General features: G+C 59.0%; 16 protein-coding genes. 7 read left to right on the top strand and 9 right to left on the bottom strand.

Annotated elements, in window-relative coordinates; translation table 11 throughout:
* Positions 1-34: 34 nt before the first annotated feature.
* Positions 35-1,036, top strand: coding sequence for a glutathione S-transferase family protein (locus tag J2Y39_RS09020; protein ID WP_310216863.1), 1,002 nt, complete (start codon positions 35-37; stop codon positions 1,034-1,036).
* Between the two features lie 116 nt (positions 1,037-1,152).
* On the opposite strand, the gene cysG is transcribed toward J2Y39_RS09020, so the two are convergent.
* The 6 genes from cysG to ftsK form a co-directional block, all read right to left on the bottom strand.
* Positions 1,153-2,547, bottom strand: a complete 1,395-nt coding sequence (gene cysG, locus J2Y39_RS09025; RefSeq protein WP_310216866.1) for a siroheme synthase CysG — start codon at positions 2,545-2,547, stop codon at positions 1,153-1,155.
* Complete coding sequence (gene serS, locus J2Y39_RS09030) at positions 2,548-3,828, bottom strand: serine--tRNA ligase (protein ID WP_310216869.1); 1,281 nt, start codon at positions 3,826-3,828, stop codon at positions 2,548-2,550.
* 15 nt (positions 3,829-3,843) lie between these two features.
* Positions 3,844-4,218, bottom strand: a complete 375-nt coding sequence (gene crcB / locus J2Y39_RS09035; RefSeq protein WP_016775261.1) for a fluoride efflux transporter CrcB — start codon at positions 4,216-4,218, stop codon at positions 3,844-3,846.
* Complete coding sequence (locus tag J2Y39_RS09040) at positions 4,218-5,540, bottom strand: replication-associated recombination protein A (RefSeq protein ID WP_042609225.1); 1,323 nt, start codon at positions 5,538-5,540, stop codon at positions 4,218-4,220. Before J2Y39_RS09040 ends, crcB begins: the two co-directional genes overlap by 1 nt.
* A 195-nt stretch (positions 5,541-5,735) precedes the next feature.
* Complete coding sequence (gene lolA / locus J2Y39_RS09045) at positions 5,736-6,356, bottom strand: outer membrane lipoprotein chaperone LolA (protein ID WP_016775262.1); 621 nt, start codon at positions 6,354-6,356, stop codon at positions 5,736-5,738.
* 67 nt (positions 6,357-6,423) lie between these two features.
* Complete coding sequence (gene ftsK, locus J2Y39_RS09050) at positions 6,424-8,832, bottom strand: DNA translocase FtsK (protein ID WP_041477069.1); 2,409 nt, start codon at positions 8,830-8,832, stop codon at positions 6,424-6,426.
* Positions 8,833-9,353: 521 nt separating this feature from the next.
* Between ftsK and aat the strand changes: the two genes are divergently transcribed.
* The 3 genes from aat (at position 9,354) to infA (ending at position 11,131) form a co-directional block, all read left to right on the top strand.
* The gene (aat, locus tag J2Y39_RS09055) at positions 9,354-10,034 is read left to right on the top strand and encodes a leucyl/phenylalanyl-tRNA--protein transferase (protein ID WP_310216873.1); all 681 of its coding nucleotides are present in this window, start codon (positions 9,354-9,356) and stop codon (positions 10,032-10,034) included.
* A 58-nt stretch (positions 10,035-10,092) separates the two neighbouring features.
* On the top strand, positions 10,093-10,800 hold the full coding sequence (locus tag J2Y39_RS09060) for an arginyltransferase (RefSeq protein ID WP_041477071.1): 708 nt from the start codon (positions 10,093-10,095) through the stop codon (positions 10,798-10,800).
* Between the two features lie 112 nt (positions 10,801-10,912).
* Positions 10,913-11,131, top strand: a complete 219-nt coding sequence (gene infA / locus J2Y39_RS09065; RefSeq protein ID WP_002553999.1) for a translation initiation factor IF-1 — start codon at positions 10,913-10,915, stop codon at positions 11,129-11,131.
* Positions 11,132-11,951: 820 nt separating this feature from the next.
* Here the strand turns inward: infA and clpA are convergent.
* Both clpA and clpS read right to left on the bottom strand, forming a co-directional pair.
* Entirely contained in the window at positions 11,952-14,222 is a 2,271-nt protein-coding gene (clpA, locus tag J2Y39_RS09070; protein ID WP_016775266.1) for an ATP-dependent Clp protease ATP-binding subunit ClpA, read from the bottom strand.
* A 30-nt stretch (positions 14,223-14,252) separates the two neighbouring features.
* Positions 14,253-14,636, bottom strand: coding sequence for an ATP-dependent Clp protease adapter ClpS (gene clpS, locus J2Y39_RS09075; protein ID WP_011334948.1), 384 nt, complete (start codon positions 14,634-14,636; stop codon positions 14,253-14,255).
* Positions 14,637-14,860: 224 nt separating this feature from the next.
* Here clpS and J2Y39_RS09080 point away from each other — a divergent pair, with 224 nt between their 5' ends.
* On the top strand, positions 14,861-15,142 hold the full coding sequence (locus J2Y39_RS09080; protein WP_095182061.1) for a cold shock domain-containing protein: 282 nt from the start codon (positions 14,861-14,863) through the stop codon (positions 15,140-15,142).
* A gap of 78 nt (positions 15,143-15,220) precedes the next feature.
* Here J2Y39_RS09080 and icd read toward each other — a convergent pair whose 3' ends face one another.
* Complete coding sequence (icd, locus tag J2Y39_RS09085) at positions 15,221-16,477, bottom strand: NADP-dependent isocitrate dehydrogenase (protein ID WP_024013414.1); 1,257 nt, start codon at positions 16,475-16,477, stop codon at positions 15,221-15,223.
* A 480-nt stretch (positions 16,478-16,957) separates the two neighbouring features.
* On the opposite strand from icd, the gene J2Y39_RS09090 reads away from it, so the two are divergent.
* Together J2Y39_RS09090 and J2Y39_RS09095 are read left to right on the top strand one after the other, a co-directional pair.
* Entirely contained in the window at positions 16,958-19,183 is a 2,226-nt protein-coding gene (locus J2Y39_RS09090; protein ID WP_071172899.1) for an NADP-dependent isocitrate dehydrogenase, read from the top strand.
* A 203-nt stretch (positions 19,184-19,386) separates the two neighbouring features.
* A complete protein-coding gene (locus J2Y39_RS09095) occupies positions 19,387-19,833 on the top strand; it encodes an NUDIX hydrolase (RefSeq protein WP_252867866.1) in 447 nt (148 codons plus the stop codon).
* The last annotated feature ends 38 nt before the right edge of the window (positions 19,834-19,871 follow it).

Consider the following 19,871-nt stretch of genomic DNA (forward strand, 5'->3'; position numbering starts at 1 on the left):
ACTCCAACGAATATTGTTTTAGGGAGTCTTGATCATGGGTTTACTCGTCGACGGCCACTGGCAGGACAAGTGGTACGAAAGCAGCAAGGACGGCGCGTTCCAGCGCGAACAAGCGCAACGCCGCAACTGGGTGACCGCCGACGGTCAGCCAGGCCCCAGCGGTGAAGGCGGTTTCACTGCCGAAGCCGGACGCTATCACCTGTACGTTTCCCTCGCCTGCCCTTGGGCGCATCGCACGCTGATCGTGCGCAAACTCAAAGGGCTGGAAAGTCTCATCGACGTGTCGGTGGTCAGCTGGCTCATGCTGGAGAACGGCTGGACCTTCGACAAGGCGCTCGGTTCGACAGGCGACAAACTCGATGGCTTCGACTTCATGCACCAGCGGTATACGGCTGATACGCCTGACTACACCGGCCGCGTGACGGTGCCTGTGTTGTGGGACAAGAAACTCAAGCGCATCGTCAGCAATGAGTCGGCGGAAATCATCCGCATGTTCAACAGCGCCTTCGACGGGATCACTGGTAACGATCTGGACTTTTATCCGGCGCCGCTACGCAACGAAATCGATGCGCTGAACGAGCGGATCTACCCGGCGGTGAACAACGGAGTCTATCGCGCCGGGTTCGCCACCTCGCAACAGGCGTACGAACAGGCGTTCGATGAAGTATTCGCCGAACTGGATCATCTGGAGCAACTGCTGGGTGCCAATCGCTACCTGAGCGGGGAATACCTGACTGAGGCCGACGTGCGCCTGTTTACCACGATGATTCGCTTTGACGCGGTGTATCACGGGCACTTCAAGTGCAACCTGCGGCGGATTGCCGATTATCCGAATCTTTCGAACTGGTTGCGTGAGATGTATCAGTGGCCGGGGATTGCCGAAACGGTGGATTTCCAGCACATCAAGCATCATTACTACGGCAGCCACAAGACGATTAACCCGACAGGGGTTGTGCCGAAGGGGCCGGAGCAGGATTTCAGCGTTGCGCATGACCGGTCGCGGTTGATCGGGAAAGGGGTTTGGCGCCGGGGTTGATTAGCTCGGTGTTTTCGAGACCCCATTCGCGAGCAGGCTCGCTCCCACACGGGATTTGTGCATGACACAGATCCAATGTGGGAGCGAGCCTGCTCGCGAAGGGAACGACGCGGCGTTTAGACCTGCGACTGAGCACCTTCAAACCACGCCAGTTTCTCGCGCAGTTGCACCACTTCGCCGACGATCACCAGAGTCGGGGCATGCACTTCATGCTCCGCCACCATTCGCGGCAGATCCGCCAGCGTTCCGGTGAAAACCCGCTGATTGACTGTAGTGCCCTGCTGAATCAACGCCGCCGGGGTATCCGCCGCGCGACCATGCTTGATCAACTGCTCGCAGATGATCGGCAGGCCCACCAGGCCCATGTAGAACACCAGCGTCTGCGCCGGAGCCACCAGGTCAGCCCATGGCAGATCGGTGGAACCATCCTTCAAGTGGCCAGTGACAAACCGCACGGATTGCGCATGGTCACGGTGGGTCAGGGGAATCCCCGCATAAGCGGCGCAACCGCTGGCCGCCGTGATGCCTGGCACCACCTGGAATGGAATACCGTGGGCCGCGAGTTCTTCGATCTCTTCGCCACCGCGGCCGAAGATAAACGGATCGCCGCCCTTCAACCGCACCACACGCTTGCCAGCCTTGGCCAGATCGACCAGTCGCTGGTTGATCTGATCCTGCGGCACGGCGTGTTCGGAGCGCCGCTTGCCGACATACACCCGCTCGGCATCGCGACGGCACAACTCGAGAATCGCCGGCGCCACCAGGCGGTCATAGAGCACCACATCGGCTTGCTGCATCAGACGCAGTGCGCGGAAGGTCAACAGATCCGGATCACCCGGACCGGCACCGACCAGATAAACCTCGCCAGTGGTGACCATTGGCTCGCCATCGACCTTGGCCTGCAACAGGCGCTCGGCTTCAGCGCCCTGCCCGGCCAGTTGACGATCGGCGATCGGGCCCTGGAAAACGTCTTCCCAGAAGCCGCGACGCTGCTGAACATCCGGAAACAGGTTTTTCACCTGATGACGGAAACGCGCAGCCAGCCCTGCCAATTGACCGTAGGTCGAAGGAATCCAGGTTTCGATTTTCGCGCGGATCAGACGCGCCAGTACCGGCGCATCGCCGCCGCTGGACACGGCGATGATCAACGGCGAGCGATCGACGATCGCCGGGAAGATCACGCTGCACAAGGCCGGCGCATCGACCACGTTGACCGGCACGCAACGGCGGTGGGCGTCGGTGGAGACTTGCGCGTTGAGCGTTTCGTCGTCGGTAGCGGCAATGATCAGCCCGCAACCGTCCAGATCCGTTTCGGCGTAACCGCGCAACAGGCACTCACCGCCACTGGCAGCGACCAGTTCGGCCAGTTGCGTTTCGATTTCAGGTGCGACCACCCGCAGCAGCGCACCGGCATCGGCCAGCAGGCGGGATTTGCGCAAGGCAATTTCCCCCCCACCGACAACCAACACACGACTGCCGCGCAGGTTGTGAAACAGCGGCAGATATTTCATTTAGCCGATGACCTCAAGGCCACCCATGTACGGCTTCAGCACGTCCGGCACACGGATCGAACCGTCGGGCTGCTGGTAGTTTTCCAGTACCGCAACCAGAGTACGACCGACCGCCAGACCAGAGCCGTTCAAGGTGTGCACCAGCTCAGGCTTGCCGGTTTCCGGGTTACGGAAACGCGCCTGCATGCGACGCGCCTGGAAGTCACCGCAGTTGGAGCACGAGGAGATTTCGCGGTATTTGTCCTGGCTCGGAATCCACACTTCGAGGTCGTAGGTCTTGACCGCGCTGAAGCCCATGTCGCCGGTGCACAGCGCCAGGGTGCGGTAAGGCAGGCCGAGCAGTTGCAGAACCTTTTCGGCGTTGGCAGTCAGGCTTTCCAGCGCTTCCATCGATTGCGACGGCTCGACGACCTGGACCATTTCGACTTTGTCGAACTGGTGCTGGCGGATCATGCCACGCGTGTCGCGACCCGACGCGCCGGCTTCGCTGCGGAAGCATGGGGTGTGGGCGACAAACTTGATCGGCAACAATTTCGAATCGACGATTTCGCCGGCAACGATGTTGGTCAGCGACACTTCGGCGGTTGGAATCAGGTACAGATCGGCTTCGCCTTCGCGGGCAATCTTGAACAGATCTTCTTCGAACTTCGGCAGCTGGCCGGTACCTTGCAGCGCCGGAGCCTGAACCAGATAAGGCGTGTAAGCCTCTTCGTAGCCATGTTCGGTGACATGCAGGTTGATCATGAACTGCGCCAGTGCGCGATGCAGACGCGCGATCGGGCCGCGCAGCAAGGCGAAACGAGCACCGGACAGCTTGGCGGCGGTTTCGAAGTCCAGCCAGCCGAACTTCTCGCCGAGGGCGACGTGGTCTTTCACTTCGAAATCGAACTGAGTCGGGGTGCCCCAACGGCGTACTTCGACGTTGTCGTCTTCGTCCTTGCCGACCGGAACCGATTCGTGCGGCAGGTTGGGGATACCGAGCAGGATCGAATCGAGTTCAGTCTGGATCGCGTCCAGCTCAACCTTGCCAGCGCTCAACTCGCCTGCCATGCGCTCGACGTCCGCCATCAGCGGCGCGATGTCTTCGCCGCGCTGCTTGGCCTGCCCGATGGATTTGGAACGCGCGTTACGCTCAGCCTGCAGTGCTTCGGTGCGGGTCTGGACGGTCTTGCGCTGTTCTTCCAGCGCTTCGATGCGCGCGGTGTCCAGGGCAAAGCCACGGGAAGCCAGGCGGTCCGCTACGTCCTGAAGGTTGCTACGTAACAGTTTGGAATCGAGCATGTCGGTTTCTCGTTATCAAAGTTTGGTCAGGGACAGGCCGGCCCACGTCGCGAGCAGCCCGCCGAATACGCTGAGTGCCGCGTAGCCCAGGGCCAGCAACACTTGCCCGCTTTCCAGCAGGCGCACCGTATCCAGTGAAAAGGATGAAAAAGTCGTCAGCCCCCCGAGGAAGCCGACCATCAACCCGGCGCGCACCTCGATCGGCACCTCCGGGCGTATCAGAAACAGGCCGTACAACACGCCAATCAGCAGGCAGCCCACGATATTAACGGCCAGCGTCGCGGTATAGAAGTGCCGCGGCCAATTGGCGCTGACCCAATTACCGGTGGCGAAGCGCAACAAGGTGCCGGCAACACCGCCGACCGACACTGCGAGTATCAATGGAACCACTATTTTCTCCGCTGCCGAGGGCTCAGACGATCGAGTTGAGCGAGGTGATTGAGTTTTTCGCCGATCTTCAACTCCAGGCCGCGGGGTACGGGCTGATAGAACGGAATCGGCTCGAGTTCTTCCGGAAAATAGTCTTCACCGGCAGCATAAGCATCCGGTTCATCATGAGCGTAGCGGTATTCGTCGCCGTAACCCAATTGCTTCATCAGCTTGGTCGGTGCGTTGCGCAGATGCAGCGGCACTTCCAGCGAGCCGTTTTCGGCAGCCGCGCGTAACGCGGTTTTGAAGCCCATGTACACCGCGTTGCTTTTCGGTGCACAGGCCAGATAAGTGATGGCCTGGGCGACTGCCAATTCGCCCTCGGGGCTGCCAAGACGCTCCTGCACCTCCCATGCCGCCAGGCACAGGCTCAATGCACGCGGGTCGGCGTTGCCGATGTCTTCGCTGGCCATGCGCACCACGCGTCGCGCCAGATACAGCGGATCGCAGCCGCCGTCGATCATCCGCGCAAACCAGTACAGCGCGCCGTCGGGATTGGAGCCGCGCACGGATTTGTGCAGCGCCGAGATCTGGTCGTAAAACGCTTCACCGCCCTTGTCGAAACGTCGGCGCGTATCGCCGAGCAGGCTTTGCAGCAACTCGGTGCCGATTTCGCTGTTGTCTTCGGCCAGATCAGAGGCGTTTTCCAGCAGATTGAGCAGGCGCCGGCCATCGCCATCAGCGGCGGACAGCAACATCTGGAAGCCTTCATCGCTCAGGGTCAGGTTGCGCTTGCCCAGGCCGCGCTCTTCGGTGAGTGCGCGGTGGACCAGTTTGCGCAAGGCCGCTTCGTCGAGGCTTTTCAGCACGTAGACGCGGGCCCGAGACAATAAGGCGTTGTTCAGTTCGAACGAAGGGTTTTCGGTGGTGGCGCCGATGAAGATCAGCGTGCCGTCTTCAACGTAAGGCAGAAACGCGTCCTGCTGCGACTTGTTGAAACGGTGTACTTCGTCGACAAACAGGATCGTGCGCTTGCCGTACTGGCCGGCCTGCTGCTTGGCAATTTCAACGGCCTGACGGATTTCCTTGACCCCGGCGAGCACCGCCGAGACCGTTTCGAAGTGCGCATCCGAGACTTCTGCGAGCAAGCGCGCCAGGGTGGTCTTGCCCACGCCCGGCGGCCCCCAGAAGATCATCGAATGCAGCGCGCCCTGCTCCAGCGCCTCACGCAAAGGCTTGCCGCGAGCGAGCACGTGTTCCTGACCGACGTACTCATCCAGATTGGCCGCACGCAGACGGGCGGCCAAGGGTTGGGCAATCGGTGCACTGCGAAACAGATCCATCACGTAGCGTTGAAACCTCTGATTTTCTGAAATCTGCTGAAGAACCTGTGGTGAGGGGATTTATCCCCGTTGGGCTGCGAAGCGGCCCCAAAAGCGACGACTGCTGCGCAGCCGGACGGGGATAAATCCCCTCGCCACAATAGCCCCTCAATAGCGGGCCCTCACCACAAAGGCCCTGACACAAAGTGCCGGTGTTTATTCCTGGATAACGTCGGCACCCTTGGGAATGTCGAATTTGAATTTGGACGCAGGCACCGCTTCGTTGGCCTTGACCCCGGTAAACAGGATATTGGTGCGCTGGCCGACGCTGTCAATCAGTTGCATGTCATTGAGCAGGCCGTTGCGGAACGACAGGCGCAGATTGTCGAACAGGGTGTCCTTGGTTTTCGGCTTCAGGGTGAAGTCGATCACGCCGCCCGCCTCTTTTGCGCTGATATCGAAGCTCTGGCTGATCTTCGAGACATCGCCGGACAACAGCAAGGCCGGCGTCTGGGTCAGACGCTCATCGAGCTTCTTGATGGTTGCCTGCTCCAGATCCGGGTCCCACAGGGTGACTTTCTTGCCATCGGAGACCATGGTCTGCTCGGCCGGCGCATTGGTGTGCCAGTAGAACAGGCCCGGACGCTGCAGGGTCATGTTGCCGGTGGTTTCCTGCAACTGGGTGCCGGTGCCATCGAGGGTCAACTGCGAAAAGTTCGCCGACAGGGTTTTCGATGTTTCGAGCAATTGGGTCAGACGCGCCACGTCCTTTTCATCGGCGTGGGCCGTGAGTGTGGTCAGCGCCAGTACTGGCAACAGCATGCGGATAAGGCGCATGAGAGTCCTCTTGAATACTCGTGGGAGAGCGAGTGGCGCGTCATTGCGCCACTCGAATCGTTGCGTTTCAGTCGCGTACCGGGCCCGGGGCCAGGACTTCACGCGAACCGTTGGTGTTCATTGAGGTAACGACGCCGGCCATTTCCATCGCCTCGATCATCCGCGCGGCGCGGTTGTAGCCGATCTTCAGCTTGCGCTGCACAGCGGAAATCGACGCGCGACGGCTTTCGAGGACGAACTGCACCGCTTCGTCATACAGCGCGTCGGCTTCCGGATCATCACCGTCGCCACCACCGCTGCTGCCTTCAAAGCCGCTGCCCGCCTCTTCGACACCGTTGAGAATGTCGTCGTTGTACTCAGGCGCACCGCGCAATTTCCACGCCTCGACCACGCGGTGAACCTCATCGTCGGAGACGAACGCGCCGTGAACCCGGATCGGCAAACTGGTGCCCGGCGGCATGTAGAGCATGTCACCGTGACCGAGCAGTTGCTCGGCGCCACCCTGGTCGATGATGGTTCGCGAGTCGATCTTGCTCGATACCTGGAACGCCATACGTGTCGGGATGTTGGCTTTGATCAGACCAGTGATCACGTCCACCGACGGGCGCTGGGTGGCAAGAATCAAGTGAATCCCCGCCGCTCGCGCCTTTTGCGCAATACGCGCGATCAGTTCTTCAACCTTCTTGCCGACGATCATCATCATGTCGGCGAATTCATCCACCACTACGACGATGGTCGGCAGTTTCTGCAGCAGCGGCGCTTCGTCGTGAATGCTTTCGCGCTTGTACAGCGGATCGCTCAACGGCTCGCCGGCATCCTGGGCTTCCTTGACCTTGGCGTTGAAGCCGGACAGGTTACGCACGCCCATTTTCGCCATCAGTTTGTAGCGACGCTCCATCTCGGCAACGCTCCAGCGCAAGGCGTTGGCAGCGTCCTTCATGTCGGTCACAACCGGGCAGAGCAGGTGCGGAATGCCTTCGTAGATCGACAGCTCAAGCATTTTCGGGTCGATCATGATCAGCTTGGCGTCGTCAGGCCCGGACTTGAACAGGATCGACAGGATCATCGCGTTCACGCCCACGGACTTACCGGAACCGGTGGTACCGGCCACCAGCAAGTGCGGCATCTTCGCCAGGTCGGTAATGACCGGCTTGCCGCCGATATCATGACCGAGCGCCAGGGTGACCGGCGATTTGAAGTTGTCGTACTCGGGGGTCGACAGCACCTCGGAGAAACGCACGATCTGGCGGTCTTCGTTGGGAATCTCGATACCCACAGTGGTCTTGCCCGGAATCACCTCGACCACCCGCACACTGGTCACCGCCAGCGAACGCGCCAGGTCTTTGGCCAGGTTGGCGATGCGGCTGACTTTTACCCCGGCGGCAGGCTGGATTTCGTATCGGGTAATCACTGGACCCGGATGGATCGAATCAACGGTGACTTCGACGCCGAATTCCTTGAGCTTGATTTCCAGCAAGTGGCCGACCGCTGCCAAGGACTCAGGCGAATAGTTGAGCTGTTTCTTTTCCGCAGGATCAAGAATGGAGATCGGCGGCAAGGTGCCTTCGACCGCGCTGTCGACGAACAACGGCGCCTGCTTCTCTTTCTGCACGCGTTTGCTCGGCTCCGGCGCCTTGGCTGGTGCCGGCGCGATCACCGGTGGCACCTGCTTCTCGCGGTCGGACATGTGCTTGCTCAACGCTTGCTCACGCTCGATCAGGCGTTCCTTGACCTTGGCCTGTTCGCGTTTGTCGGTGACAGTCGGTGCGACCACATCGTGGACGCGGTCATCAACCTCACGCAGTTGCGCAACCAGTTGCTTGCGTTCAGTGCGCGCCGACCACCAGCGGTTGAGGGCGCCCTGGAACAGTTCGAACAGATCGAGGGTGATCTTGCCGGTGACGTCCATCACCTTGAACCACGACAGGTCGGTGAATACGGTCAGGCCGAACAGGAACAGAGCGATGAACAACAGCGTGCTGCCCTGGATGTTCAGCGCATTCTTCGCCAGATCGCCAAGGCTTTCGCCCAGGGCACCGCCAGCGCCGGCCGGCAGACCGGTCGCGGCATGGAAATGAATGTGCGCCAGCGCAGCACCGGAGAGCACGAGGAATACCAGGCCGATCAGACGCCAGGAAAACAGCCAGCCGCTCCACTGCCATGGTTCGTGGCGTTGACGGAAGATCTGGTACGCCTTGACCGCCAGCAGCAACGGAAAGATATAGGCGAAGTAACCGAGCACCATGAACAGGATATCGGCGCTGTATGAGCCGGCCGGGCCACCGAAGTTCTGCACATCGTCGATCTTGCTGTTATGGCTCCACCCCGGATCGTCCTTGCCGTAGGTCAGCAAAGCCATCATCAGGAACAGGCACAAAGCGCCAATGGCGATCAATGCACCTTCCTTGAGCCGGTAGTGCAGTTGCTGGCGCCAGAGCGGAACGACTGTTTTGGGTGCTTCGGTGGTCTTCTTCAAAACGCTTCTTTTCCTGCGCCCGAGGCGCGTCCATCTATTGAATGACGATAAAAAACTGCCCAATCCAGGCAGGTAAAAAAGGTGAAAAGCTCAACTGGGACTACTTTTAACACTGTGCCACTGGTTTTATAAACACAGCCATAAACGCTGTGCGCAGCGTATAGCCTGTCACAACCCGGCATTGTACGGGTTTGTGCGTCCGATGCCATGTTTGAGACCCCAGCCTTGAGCATAGCCAAACGTACATGCACTGCGTTGCAATTGGAGCATGCATTGTCTTTTGTGACAAAGGCTTATGAGCTGTATTTGATGAACGTAGCGAACCTGGCCGGATCAGGCTCACAGGAATGCTCGACAGCATCGGTACGGTGACGCTTACGACCACGGGCGACACATCAAGTTGCAGCTCAATGCTCACTGCAGCAGACATCTGTGCAGGACAGCGGCGCCGTTTCGCGGCAAACTCTTTCGCGGGGCCTGCACGCCCCTGACTGCCCTCCCCTTCTGCAAGCCTGGATGCCATGCTGACTTGGTTACAACGTAACTCCCTGACCTTTCCGCCACTGGAAAAAGCCATGCGCGAGCCGAACGGATTGCTCGCCGCCGGCGGCGATCTTTCCGCCGATCGACTGATCCAGGCCTATCGCCATGGCTGCTTCCCCTGGTTTTCCGAGGGCCAGCCGATTCTCTGGTGGTCGCCAGACCCTCGCACCGTGCTGTTTCCCGACGAACTGCACGTCTCGCGCAGTCTCGGCAAGCTGCTGCGCAAGCAACGCTATCAAGTGACCTTCGATAAGGATTTCGACGCCGTCATCCGCGCCTGCGCTGCACCGCGTGATTACGCCGACGGCACCTGGATCACCGAGGCCATGCAGGATGCTTACGTAGAATTGCATCGGCGCGGTTTCGCGCATTCGGTTGAGGTCTGGGACGAGGGACAGCTGGTCGGCGGCCTGTACGGCCTGGCGATGGGCCAACTGTTTTTTGGCGAGTCGATGTTCAGCCGCGCTGACAACGCGTCCAAATATGGCTTTGCCACGCTGGTCCAGCATTTGAAAGCCGCCGGATTTGTGCTGATCGACTGCCAGATGCCGACCGATCACCTGCACAGCCTCGGTGCGCGGTCGATTCCGCGCGGCGAATTCGCCGACTATCTGCGGCGCCATCTAGATCAACCGAATTCAGCGACCTGGGTTTGCTGAGCGACTTTTGCGCAAGTGGCTTACACTTAATCCACCAGCTTATCCCGAGGGTTGATTCATGACCGAGTTGGCCCGTTTGAAGTTTTATGCCACTCAGCCCCACTCTTGCAGTTATCTGCCCGAGGAGCAGGCCACGACGCTGTTTCTCGACCCGAGTCAGCCCATGGATGTGCATGTCTACGCAGACCTGTCGGAAATGGGCTTTCGTCGCAGCGGCGATCATTTGTACCGGCCGCATTGCCAGAATTGCAATGCGTGCGTGCCTGCGCGCATTCCCTCCGCACAATTCATCACTAATCGCCAGCAAAAGCGCATCTACAAACGCAACGCGGATTTGCAGGTGCAGCCGGTCAAACCGCACTTCAGCGAAGAATATTTCGACCTGTACCAGCGCTACATAGAACAGCGCCATGCCGACGGCGACATGTACCCGCCAAGCCGCGATCAGTTCTCGACGTTCCTGGTGCGTGACCTGCCCTTCTCGCGCTTCTACGAGTTTCGACTCGACGGACGGTTGCTCGCGGTGGCGGTGACCGATCTGCTGCCCAACGGTTTGTCAGCGGTGTACACCTTCTACGAACCGAACGAAGAACGCCGCAGCCTCGGCCGTTACGCAATCCTCTGGCAAATCGCCGAGAGCCAGCGTCTGGGCCTTGAGGCCGTGTACTTGGGTTACTGGATCAAGAACTGCAAAAAGATGAACTACAAGACGCAATATCGGCCCATCGAATTGCTGATCAATCAGCGCTGGGTCATCCTGAACTGAACCCGCGGCCTAAACCCCTTGGCGTAAACACCATTTTTCGGGCACAATGCACGCCGCTTTTGCCTGGCGCAGTTGCACCGGGCCATTCATTGGATACCGAGGGCTTTACTGCATGTCGAAAGAAGACAGCTTCGAAATGGAAGGCACTGTCGTCGACACCCTGCCCAACACCATGTTTCGTGTGGAGTTGGAAAATGGGCACGTCGTAACCGCGCATATTTCCGGCAAGATGCGCAAGAACTACATTCGTATTCTTACCGGTGACAAAGTGCGCGTCGAGCTGACGCCCTATGACTTGAGCAAAGGGCGGATCACTTACCGCGCTCGTTAATCAAGTCAATACAGAACGCCCGGGTTATGCCGGGCGTTTTTGTTTGTCTGGGGTTTGGATTTTTGTGGGTTTTGCGGGCATATCCGTTGCTGCGGGTGCTGCCGCTGGCGGTTTCGCTCTTACAGCGACTCACTTTTTCAAACGCCGGAGTGCCGGCCCAGCAAAAAGTAAGCAAAAGGCTTTGCCCCGGCGTTCGGCCCACTCGCTGGGGCTCGGGGTTCCTTCGTTACGGGATCGATCCCGTAACGAAGCCTGCCGAAGGGGCAAAAGATCAAGAGCCAGAGCTAAAGCAGAAGCCAGATCAAAAGATCGCAGCCTTCGGCAGCTCCTACAGTTGGATCGCGCCACTGCTCAAGAACAGATCGGCTGTCAGGCCGCCTTCGCGAGCAGGCTCGCTCCCACAAAAAGGCAAAGCAGCGCAGCTGCCCGCGGCGAAGCCGCACCACTCAACAATGAGCGTTAGCTCGAGTGCCCTTGATCTTGATCCACCGGCGACGTCGGAAGGCTGAGTGGAGGGATTGATCCGGGGGTGGGAGCGCAGCGACCGTCTGGCGCAGCCAGACACAGCGGAAGGAGGTGCAGCGAAGCAAACCGGAGCCGCTGCGCCCGGATCAGTCCCGGAGCGAAGGAACCCGAGCCTGCGAGGGCCGAACGTAGGAGCTAGCGTTTTTTGCTTACTTTTTCTGGCGCTTGTAAAAAAGTAAGTCGCCGTCAGGCGAAACCGTCAGTGGCCACTACCGATGCAACGGATATTCACCCAAACCCACCAAACAACGAGCAACAAAAAGGCGCCCGAAGGCGCCCTCTTGATATACGACCGTCAGGCCATCTCAGCCGTGGTTTCGAAGTCGAACGTCAACTCCCCATCCTTGATGTCGATGTGCACCACACCGCCATGCTCGGCCAGCTCGCCAAACAGAATCTCCTCCGCCAGCGGACGCTTGATCTTGTCCTGGATCAGACGCGCCATCGGACGTGCGCCCATCGCCGAGTCATAACCACCCGCCGCCAGCCAGCTGCGTGCCGCATCAGTAACCTCAAGCAACACACGCTTGTCTTCCAGCTGCGCCTGAAGCTCGGTGAGGAACTTGTCCACCACACTTTTGATGACCTCATGACTGAGGCGACCAAACTGGATAATGGTGTCCAGACGGTTACGGAATTCCGGCGTGAAGCTCTTCTTGATCACTTCCATCGCATCGGACGAGTGGTCCTGATGGGTGAAACCGATCGAAGCCCGCGCGGCCGTCTCGGCACCGGCGTTGGTGGTCATGATCACGATCACATTGCGGAAGTCCGCCTTGCGCCCGTTGTTGTCGGTCAGCGTGCCGTGATCCATGACCTGCAACAGCAGGTTGAAGACTTCCGGATGCGCCTTCTCGATTTCATCGAGCAGCAATACGCAATGTGGCTGCTTGGTGATCGCTTCGGTCAGCAGACCGCCCTGATCGAAACCGACATAGCCAGGAGGCGCACCGATCAGACGCGATACGGTGTGACGCTCCATGTACTCGGACATGTCGAAGCGCACCAGCTCGATGCCCAGCGCCTTGGCCAACTGTCGCGCGGCCTCGGTTTTACCGACACCGGTAGGCCCGGCGAACAGGAACGAACCGACCGGCTTGTCCGGCGATTTGAGCCCGGCACGGGACAATTTGATCGCAGTGGACAGCGAATCGATCGCCGCGTCCTGACCAAACACCGTAAGCTTCAGGTCACGCTCCAGGTTACGCAGCAGCTCTTTGTCGGAACTGGTGACATGCTTCGGCGGAATCCGCGCGATTTTCGCGACGATGTCCTCGACCTGCGGCACTTCGATACGCTTGACGCGCATTTCCACCGGTTGCAGACGCTGGTAGGCGCCCGCCTCGTCGATCACGTCGATGGCCTTGTCCGGCATGTGCCGGTCATTGATGTAGCGCGACGCCAGTTCGGCAGCGGCACGCAACGACTCATCGCTGTACTCGATATTGTGATGCTGCTCGAAACGCCCTTTCAGGCCACGCAGGATACCGATGGTGTCTTCCACCGACGGCTCGACGACATCGACCTTCTGGAAGCGACGCGCCAAGGCACGGTCCTTCTCGAAGATGCCGCGAAATTCCTGGAACGTGGTCGAACCGATGCAGCGAATGTCGCCAGACGACAGCAGCGGCTTGAGCAGATTGGATGCATCCATCACGCCACCGGACGCTGCGCCCGCACCGATGATGGTGTGGATCTCGTCGATGAACAGGATCGCCTGCGGACGTTTCTTCAGCTCATTGAGCAGCGCCTTGAAGCGCTTCTCGAAATCACCGCGATACTTGGTACCCGCGAGCAGAGCGCCGAGGTCGAGCGAATAAACAACCGCATTGGCCAGCAGATCCGGCACCTGATTGTCGACGATGCGCTTGGCCAGGCCTTCGGCAATCGCGGTTTTACCCACGCCTGCCTCACCCACCAGCAGCGGATTGTTCTTGCGCCGGCGCGCAAGAATCTGCGCGACACGCTCGACTTCCGACTCACGACCAACCAACGGATCAATGCGACCCTGGCGCGCGAGTTCGTTGAGGTTACTGGCATAAGCATCCAGAGGATTGCCTGAAGAAGAAGACTCACCGCCCTCGTCGTCCTGCATATCTTGTTCACCTTCAGAGTGATCGCCGTGCCCCGGTACTTTCGAAATGCCGTGGGCGATGTAGTTGACGACATCGATGCGCGCCACGCTCTGCTGTTTCAGCAGGAACACGGCCTGACTCTCTTGCTCACTGAAGATGGCGACCAGCACGTTGGCGCCGGTCACTTCGCGCTTGCCCGAGCTCTGTACGTGAAAAACAGCACGCTGCAGGACACGCTGGAAGCCCAGGGTTGGCTGGGTTTCGCGATCCTCGTCATGCACGGGGATCAATGGCGTGGTGGAGTCGATGAACTCCTGCAGATCATGCTTGAGTTTGTCGAGGTTTGCGCCGCAGGCACGCAAAACGGTGGCGGCAGCCTCATTATCCAATAGGGCCAGCAGGAGATGTTCGACGGTCATGAACTCATGACGCTTCGAACGAGCCTCCTTGAAGGCAAGATTGAGGGTGACTTCGAGCTCGCGGTTTAACATAGCTTCACCTCATACCCAAGTGGTCGGCGATTAACCGTCCTTCTCGATTTCACAGAGTAGCGGATGCTGGCTTTCCCTGGCGTACTGGTTGACCTGCATGGCCTTTGTCTCGGCGATGTCGCGGGTAAACACTCCACATACTGCCCGTCCTTCTGTATGGACGGCCAGCATGACCTTGGTCGCCAGCTCGCGATTCAGGTTAAAAAACACCTCGAGCACTTCGACGACGAAATCCATCGGTGTGTAGTCATCGTTGAACAAAACCACCTTGTACATCGGCGGCGCCTGTAACGCGGGCTTTGCTTCCTGAACAGCAACGCCTGCCGAATCGTCGTCGTGCTCCTGTGGAAGATCCTTTTGGAGAAGCGGGCGATCCTGATTGAATGTTAGTCGAATCTGGCTGATTGCATGCATGGAAAAAAAGGTTCGTCAGTTGTGCGAATACAGTGGTGGGGGCGGTTGCACACGTTTTCAACTACGACTGCCCGGTCACCTTGACTATCGGGAAAACGGTGTTACAACCAATAGAGCCCACAGTGGGTAAAAAAGATCCGCGGAGTCAATTCTTTTATCGAATTCGATTGCGGATGTCGTGGATGATACTCCAGCGATGGAGTCTGTTGCAGAGGGATTTGAGCATGGCTGTCGGCAAGGTGAAATGGTTCAACAATGCCAAGGGATTCGGCTTTATCAATACCGACGCCCGGGAAGGTCGCGATGAGGATGGCAAGGACATTGATTTCTTTGCCCACTACTCGGCCATTGAAATGGATGGGTACAAGACCCTGAAAGCAGGTCAGGCGGTGAACTTCGAGATCGTTCAAGGCCCTAAAGGCTTGCATGCCGTGAAGATAACTTCGGTCGAAGTCGCTTCGGCGCCGAGCTCGATTGCCACGGAAAAACAAACGGCAACCAGTTGAAGCCTCAAAACATTCGGTCATAAAAAAACCGCCTGACTCAACCCATCGAGCCAGGCGGTTTTTGCGTGCCTGCAACTTTTACATATGCGAAATCAGCGCATCTCCGAACCCGGAGGACGAAACCAGCTTCGCGCCATCCATCAAACGCTCGAAATCATAAGTAACAGTCTTCGCGCCGATCGCACCGTTGGTGCCCTTGATGATCAGGTCCGCCGCTTCAGTCCAGCCCATGTGACGCAACATCATCTCGGCCGAGAGAATCAGCGAGCCCGGGTTGACCTGATCCTTGCCGGCGTATTTCGGTGCGGTACCGTGGGTCGCCTCGAACATCGCTACGGTGTCGGACAGGTTGGCACCCGGCGCGATGCCGATACCGCCCACTTCCGCCGCCAGGGCGTCAGACAGGTAGTCACCGTTGAGGTTAAGCGTAGCGATGACATCGTATTCGGCCGGGCGCAGCAGGATCTGCTGGAGCATGGCATCGGCGATGGCGTCCTTGACCACAACGTTCTTGCCGGTTTTCGGGTTCTTGAACTGCATCCACGGACCGCCATCGAGCAGCGTCGCACCGAATTCTTCGGCCGCCACTTCGTAGGCCCATTCCTTGAAGGCACCTTCGGTGAACTTCATGATGTTGCCTTTGTGCACGATGGTCAGCGAGTCGCGGTCATTGTCGACCACGTATTGCAGAGCCTTGCGCGCTAGGCGCTTGGTGCCTTCGCGGGAGACCGGCTTGACGCCGATGCCGCAGTTTTCGTCGAAACGGATCTTGGTGACGCCCATTTCTTCTTTAAGGAATTTGATGACCTTGGTGGCTTCCGGCGAACCGGCCTTCCATTCGATACCGGCGTAAATGTCTTCGGAGTTCTCGCGGAAGATGGTCATGTCGACATCGCCGGGCTTTTTCACCGGGCTTGGCACGCCTTCGAACCAGCGCACCGGGCGCAGGCAGACGTACAGGTCGAGTTGCTGACGCAGGGCCACGTTCAGCGAGCGGATACCGCCACCGACCGGAGTGGTCAGCGGGCCTTTGATGGAGACCACGTAATCCTTGACCGCGTCGAGGGTTTCCTGCGGCAGCCAGGTGTCCTGGTCATAAACCTGAGTGGCCTTTTCGCCGGCGTAGACTTCCATCCAGGAAATCTTGCGCTTGCCGCCGTAGGCCTTTTCAACAGCAGCATCGACAACCTTGATCATCACCGGACTGATGTCGACACCAATACCGTCACCTTCGATGAAGGGGATGATCGGGTTATCAGGAACATTGAGAGAATGGTCTGCATTGACGGTGATTTTGTCGCCGACGGCTGGAACCTGAATCTTCTTGTAACCCATGCTGAACTCCATTGTTTGGATTGAACACCTGGCTTGCTTCGAGCGTAACCCAGTTGAATCAACACGCAAACCCTATGTTCCTGCGCCGCGCACATCTCGTTTCCTACAAGCCTGAAAGCAAAGGGAAAAGCGCCAAACTCCAGCATTCGTAACGAGTCTTTGCCCGGTCGCGCCCTGCGACCTTTAGACCAATGGACGAGAATCGTTGCATATGAACCATCGGCAGATTGCCAGCTACCTATGTATAATGCCGCCCGCTGACCACAGGGTCACGACGGCTGGCCTCTCTAGCACGAGACTTTCCGCCTGATTGGTCGGGTTGTTACCGCAGCCTGACTGCTTGACGCTCTACTGATGCACCCAACATCACCGCGAAGAATCTCGACATTCGGTTCATGGATGACTTTGAACGAACGCGCTTACCCGGCGCCCTCGAGTTTCTGCGCACGCTTTAGCAAAGAAGAGAGAGTTAATCCGAATATGCCCACCCGCTCGAAGATCATCTATACCTTCACCGACGAAGCTCCTGCCCTCGCCACCTATTCCCTGCTGCCGATCATCGAGGCTTACACCGCCTCGGCCGATATCGCCGTGGAAACCCGCGATATCTCTCTTGCAGCGCGCATCCTGGCAAGCTTCCCCGAGCAACTGGGCGACAAAGCCGTAGCCGACCACCTCGCCGAACTGGGCGACCTGGCCGTTACGCCTGAAGCCAACATAATCAAGCTGCCGAACATCAGTGCTTCGGTGCCACAGTTGCAAGCCGCGATCAAAGAGCTGCAGGCGCAGGGCTACAACCTGCCGGACTACCCGGAAACCGTGACCAGCGACGCCGACAAAGACGCCAAGGCGCGTTACGACAAGGTCAAGGGCAGCGCCGTGAACCCGGTTCTGCGTGAAGGCAACTCCGACCGCCGCGCTCCACTGTCGGTGAAGAACTATGCGCGCAAGCACCCGCACAAAATGGGCGCCTGGGCCAAGGACTCCAAGTCTCACGTCGCGCACATGAGCACCGGCGATTTCTACGGCAGCGAAAAAGCTGTCCTGATCGACGCCGCTGACGCTGTGAAGATCGAACTGATCGCCAAGGACGGTGCTGCCACCGTTCTGAAAGAAAAAACCACCGTTCAGGCTGGCGAGATCCTCGACTGCGCCGTGATGAGCAAAAACGCCTTGCGTGCGTTCATCGCTGCCGAGATCGAAAGCGCCAAGGCCCAGGGCGTGCTGCTCTCGGTTCACCTGAAAGCGACCATGATGAAGGTCTCCGACCCGATCATGTTCGGCCAGATCGTTGCCGAGTTCTATAAAGACGCACTGACCAAGCACGCTGACGTGCTGAACCAGATCGGCTTCAATCTGAACAACGGCATCGGCGATCTGTACGCGCGCATCAAGGCCCTGCCGGCCGAGCAGCAAGCGCAGATCGAAGCCGATATCGCAGCGGTCTACGCCGTTCGTCCGTCGCTGGCGATGGTCAACTCCGACAAAGGCATCACCAACCTGCACGTGCCTAGCGACGTCATCGTCGACGCCTCGATGCCAGCGATGATCCGTGACTCCGGCAAGATGTGGGGCACCGACGGTCAGCTGCACGACACCAAGGCTGTGATCCCGGATCGTTGCTACGCGACCATCTACCAGGCTGTGATCGAAGATTGCAAAGCCAACGGCGCTTTCGACCCGACCACCATGGGCAGCGTGCCGAACGTCGGTTTGATGGCGAAGAAAGCCGAAGAGTACGGCTCGCACGACAAGACCTTCCAGATCAAGGCTGACGGCGTTGTTCGCGTCACCGACAGCAAAGGCAAGCTGCTGATGGAACAGGCTGTCGAAGCCGGCGACATCTTCCGCATGTGCCAGACCAAAGACGCGCCGATCCAGGACTGGGTCAAACTGGCCGTCAACCGTGCTCGCGCGAGCAGCACGCCGGCGATCTTCTGGCTCGACCCGATGCGCGCTCACGATGGCGTGGTGATCGAGAAGGTTCAGGCCTACCTGAAGGACCACGACACCAGCGGTCTGGACATCCAGATCATGGCGCCGGTCGACGCGATGAAGTACACCCTGCAGCGCACCCGCGAAGGCAAGGACACCATTTCGGTGACCGGCAACGTACTGCGCGACTACCTGACCGACCTGTTCCCGATCATGGAACTGGGCACCAGCGCCAAGATGCTGTCGATCGTGCCGCTGATGAACGGCGGTGGTCTGTTCGAAACCGGCGCCGGCGGTTCGGCTCCGAAGCACGTGCAGCAACTGGTTGAAGAAAACTTCCTGCGCTGGGATTCGCTGGGTGAGTTCCTTGCCCTCGCCGCTTCCCTTGAGCACCTGGGCGTGAACTACAACAACCCGAAAGCACTGGTGCTGTCGAAAACCCTGGACCAGGCCACCGGCCAGTTCCTCGACAACAACAAGTCGCCATCGCGCAAGGTCGGCAACATCGACAACCGCGGCAGCCACTTCTACCTGGCGATGTACTGGGCTCAGGCCCTGGCTGCCCAGACCGAAGACGCTGCACTGCAAGCGCAGTTCGCGACTCTGGCCAAAACCCTGACCGAGAACGAGGCAACCATCGTTGCCGAGCTCAACGCCGTTCAGGGCAAGCCAGTCGACATCGGCGGTTACTACCACGCCGACGCCGAGCTGATCAGCAAGGCCATGCGTCCAAGCGCAACCTTCAACGCGGCGATTGCTGCGCTGGTTTAAGGTTGTAATGCGGTGAACAGACCCCGGCCTTGTGCCGGGGTTTGTGTTTCCGGGTTTTGTGATCACCACAAAACTTTGTGGGAGCTGGCTTGCCAGCGATGGCGGTTTATCATCCAGCATGGATGGTGACTGAACCACCGCTATCGCTGGCAAGCCAGCTCCCACAGGGATTGGGGTTTAACCAATAGATTGAGGAAGGCTTTATGGAATGGCTCCCCCACATCACCGTCGCCACCATCGTCGAGGACAACGGCCGCTTCCTGATGGTCGAAGAGCACAAAGGCGGGCGCAATGTGCTCAACCAGCCCGCCGGCCATCTCGATCCGGATGAAACCCTGATCGACGCGGCGATTCGCGAAACCCTCGAAGAAACCGGTTGGGACGTCGAACCTACCGGCGTGATCGGCATTTATCTGTATACAGCGCCGAGCAACGGCGTGACTTACCAGCGCATATGCTTCAGCGCCAAAGCCGTGCAGCATCACCCGGATTTCCAGCTTGACGACGGAATTGTCGGCGCCAAGTGGCTGACCCGCGACGAATTAATCGCCCAGCGCGACAACTGGCGCAGTGAACTGATCATCCGTTGCATCGACGATTATCTGGCCGGTCATCACTTCAGCCTCGAACTGATCCGCCCTTCTCTTTAGCCTTGCGGCCGCGAGCCTGATAGAATCGCGCCCTTTTC

This window comes from Pseudomonas sp. 2957 (genome assembly GCF_031456345.1).
GTDB classification, from domain to species: Bacteria; Pseudomonadota; Gammaproteobacteria; order Pseudomonadales; family Pseudomonadaceae; genus Aquipseudomonas; species Aquipseudomonas siliginis.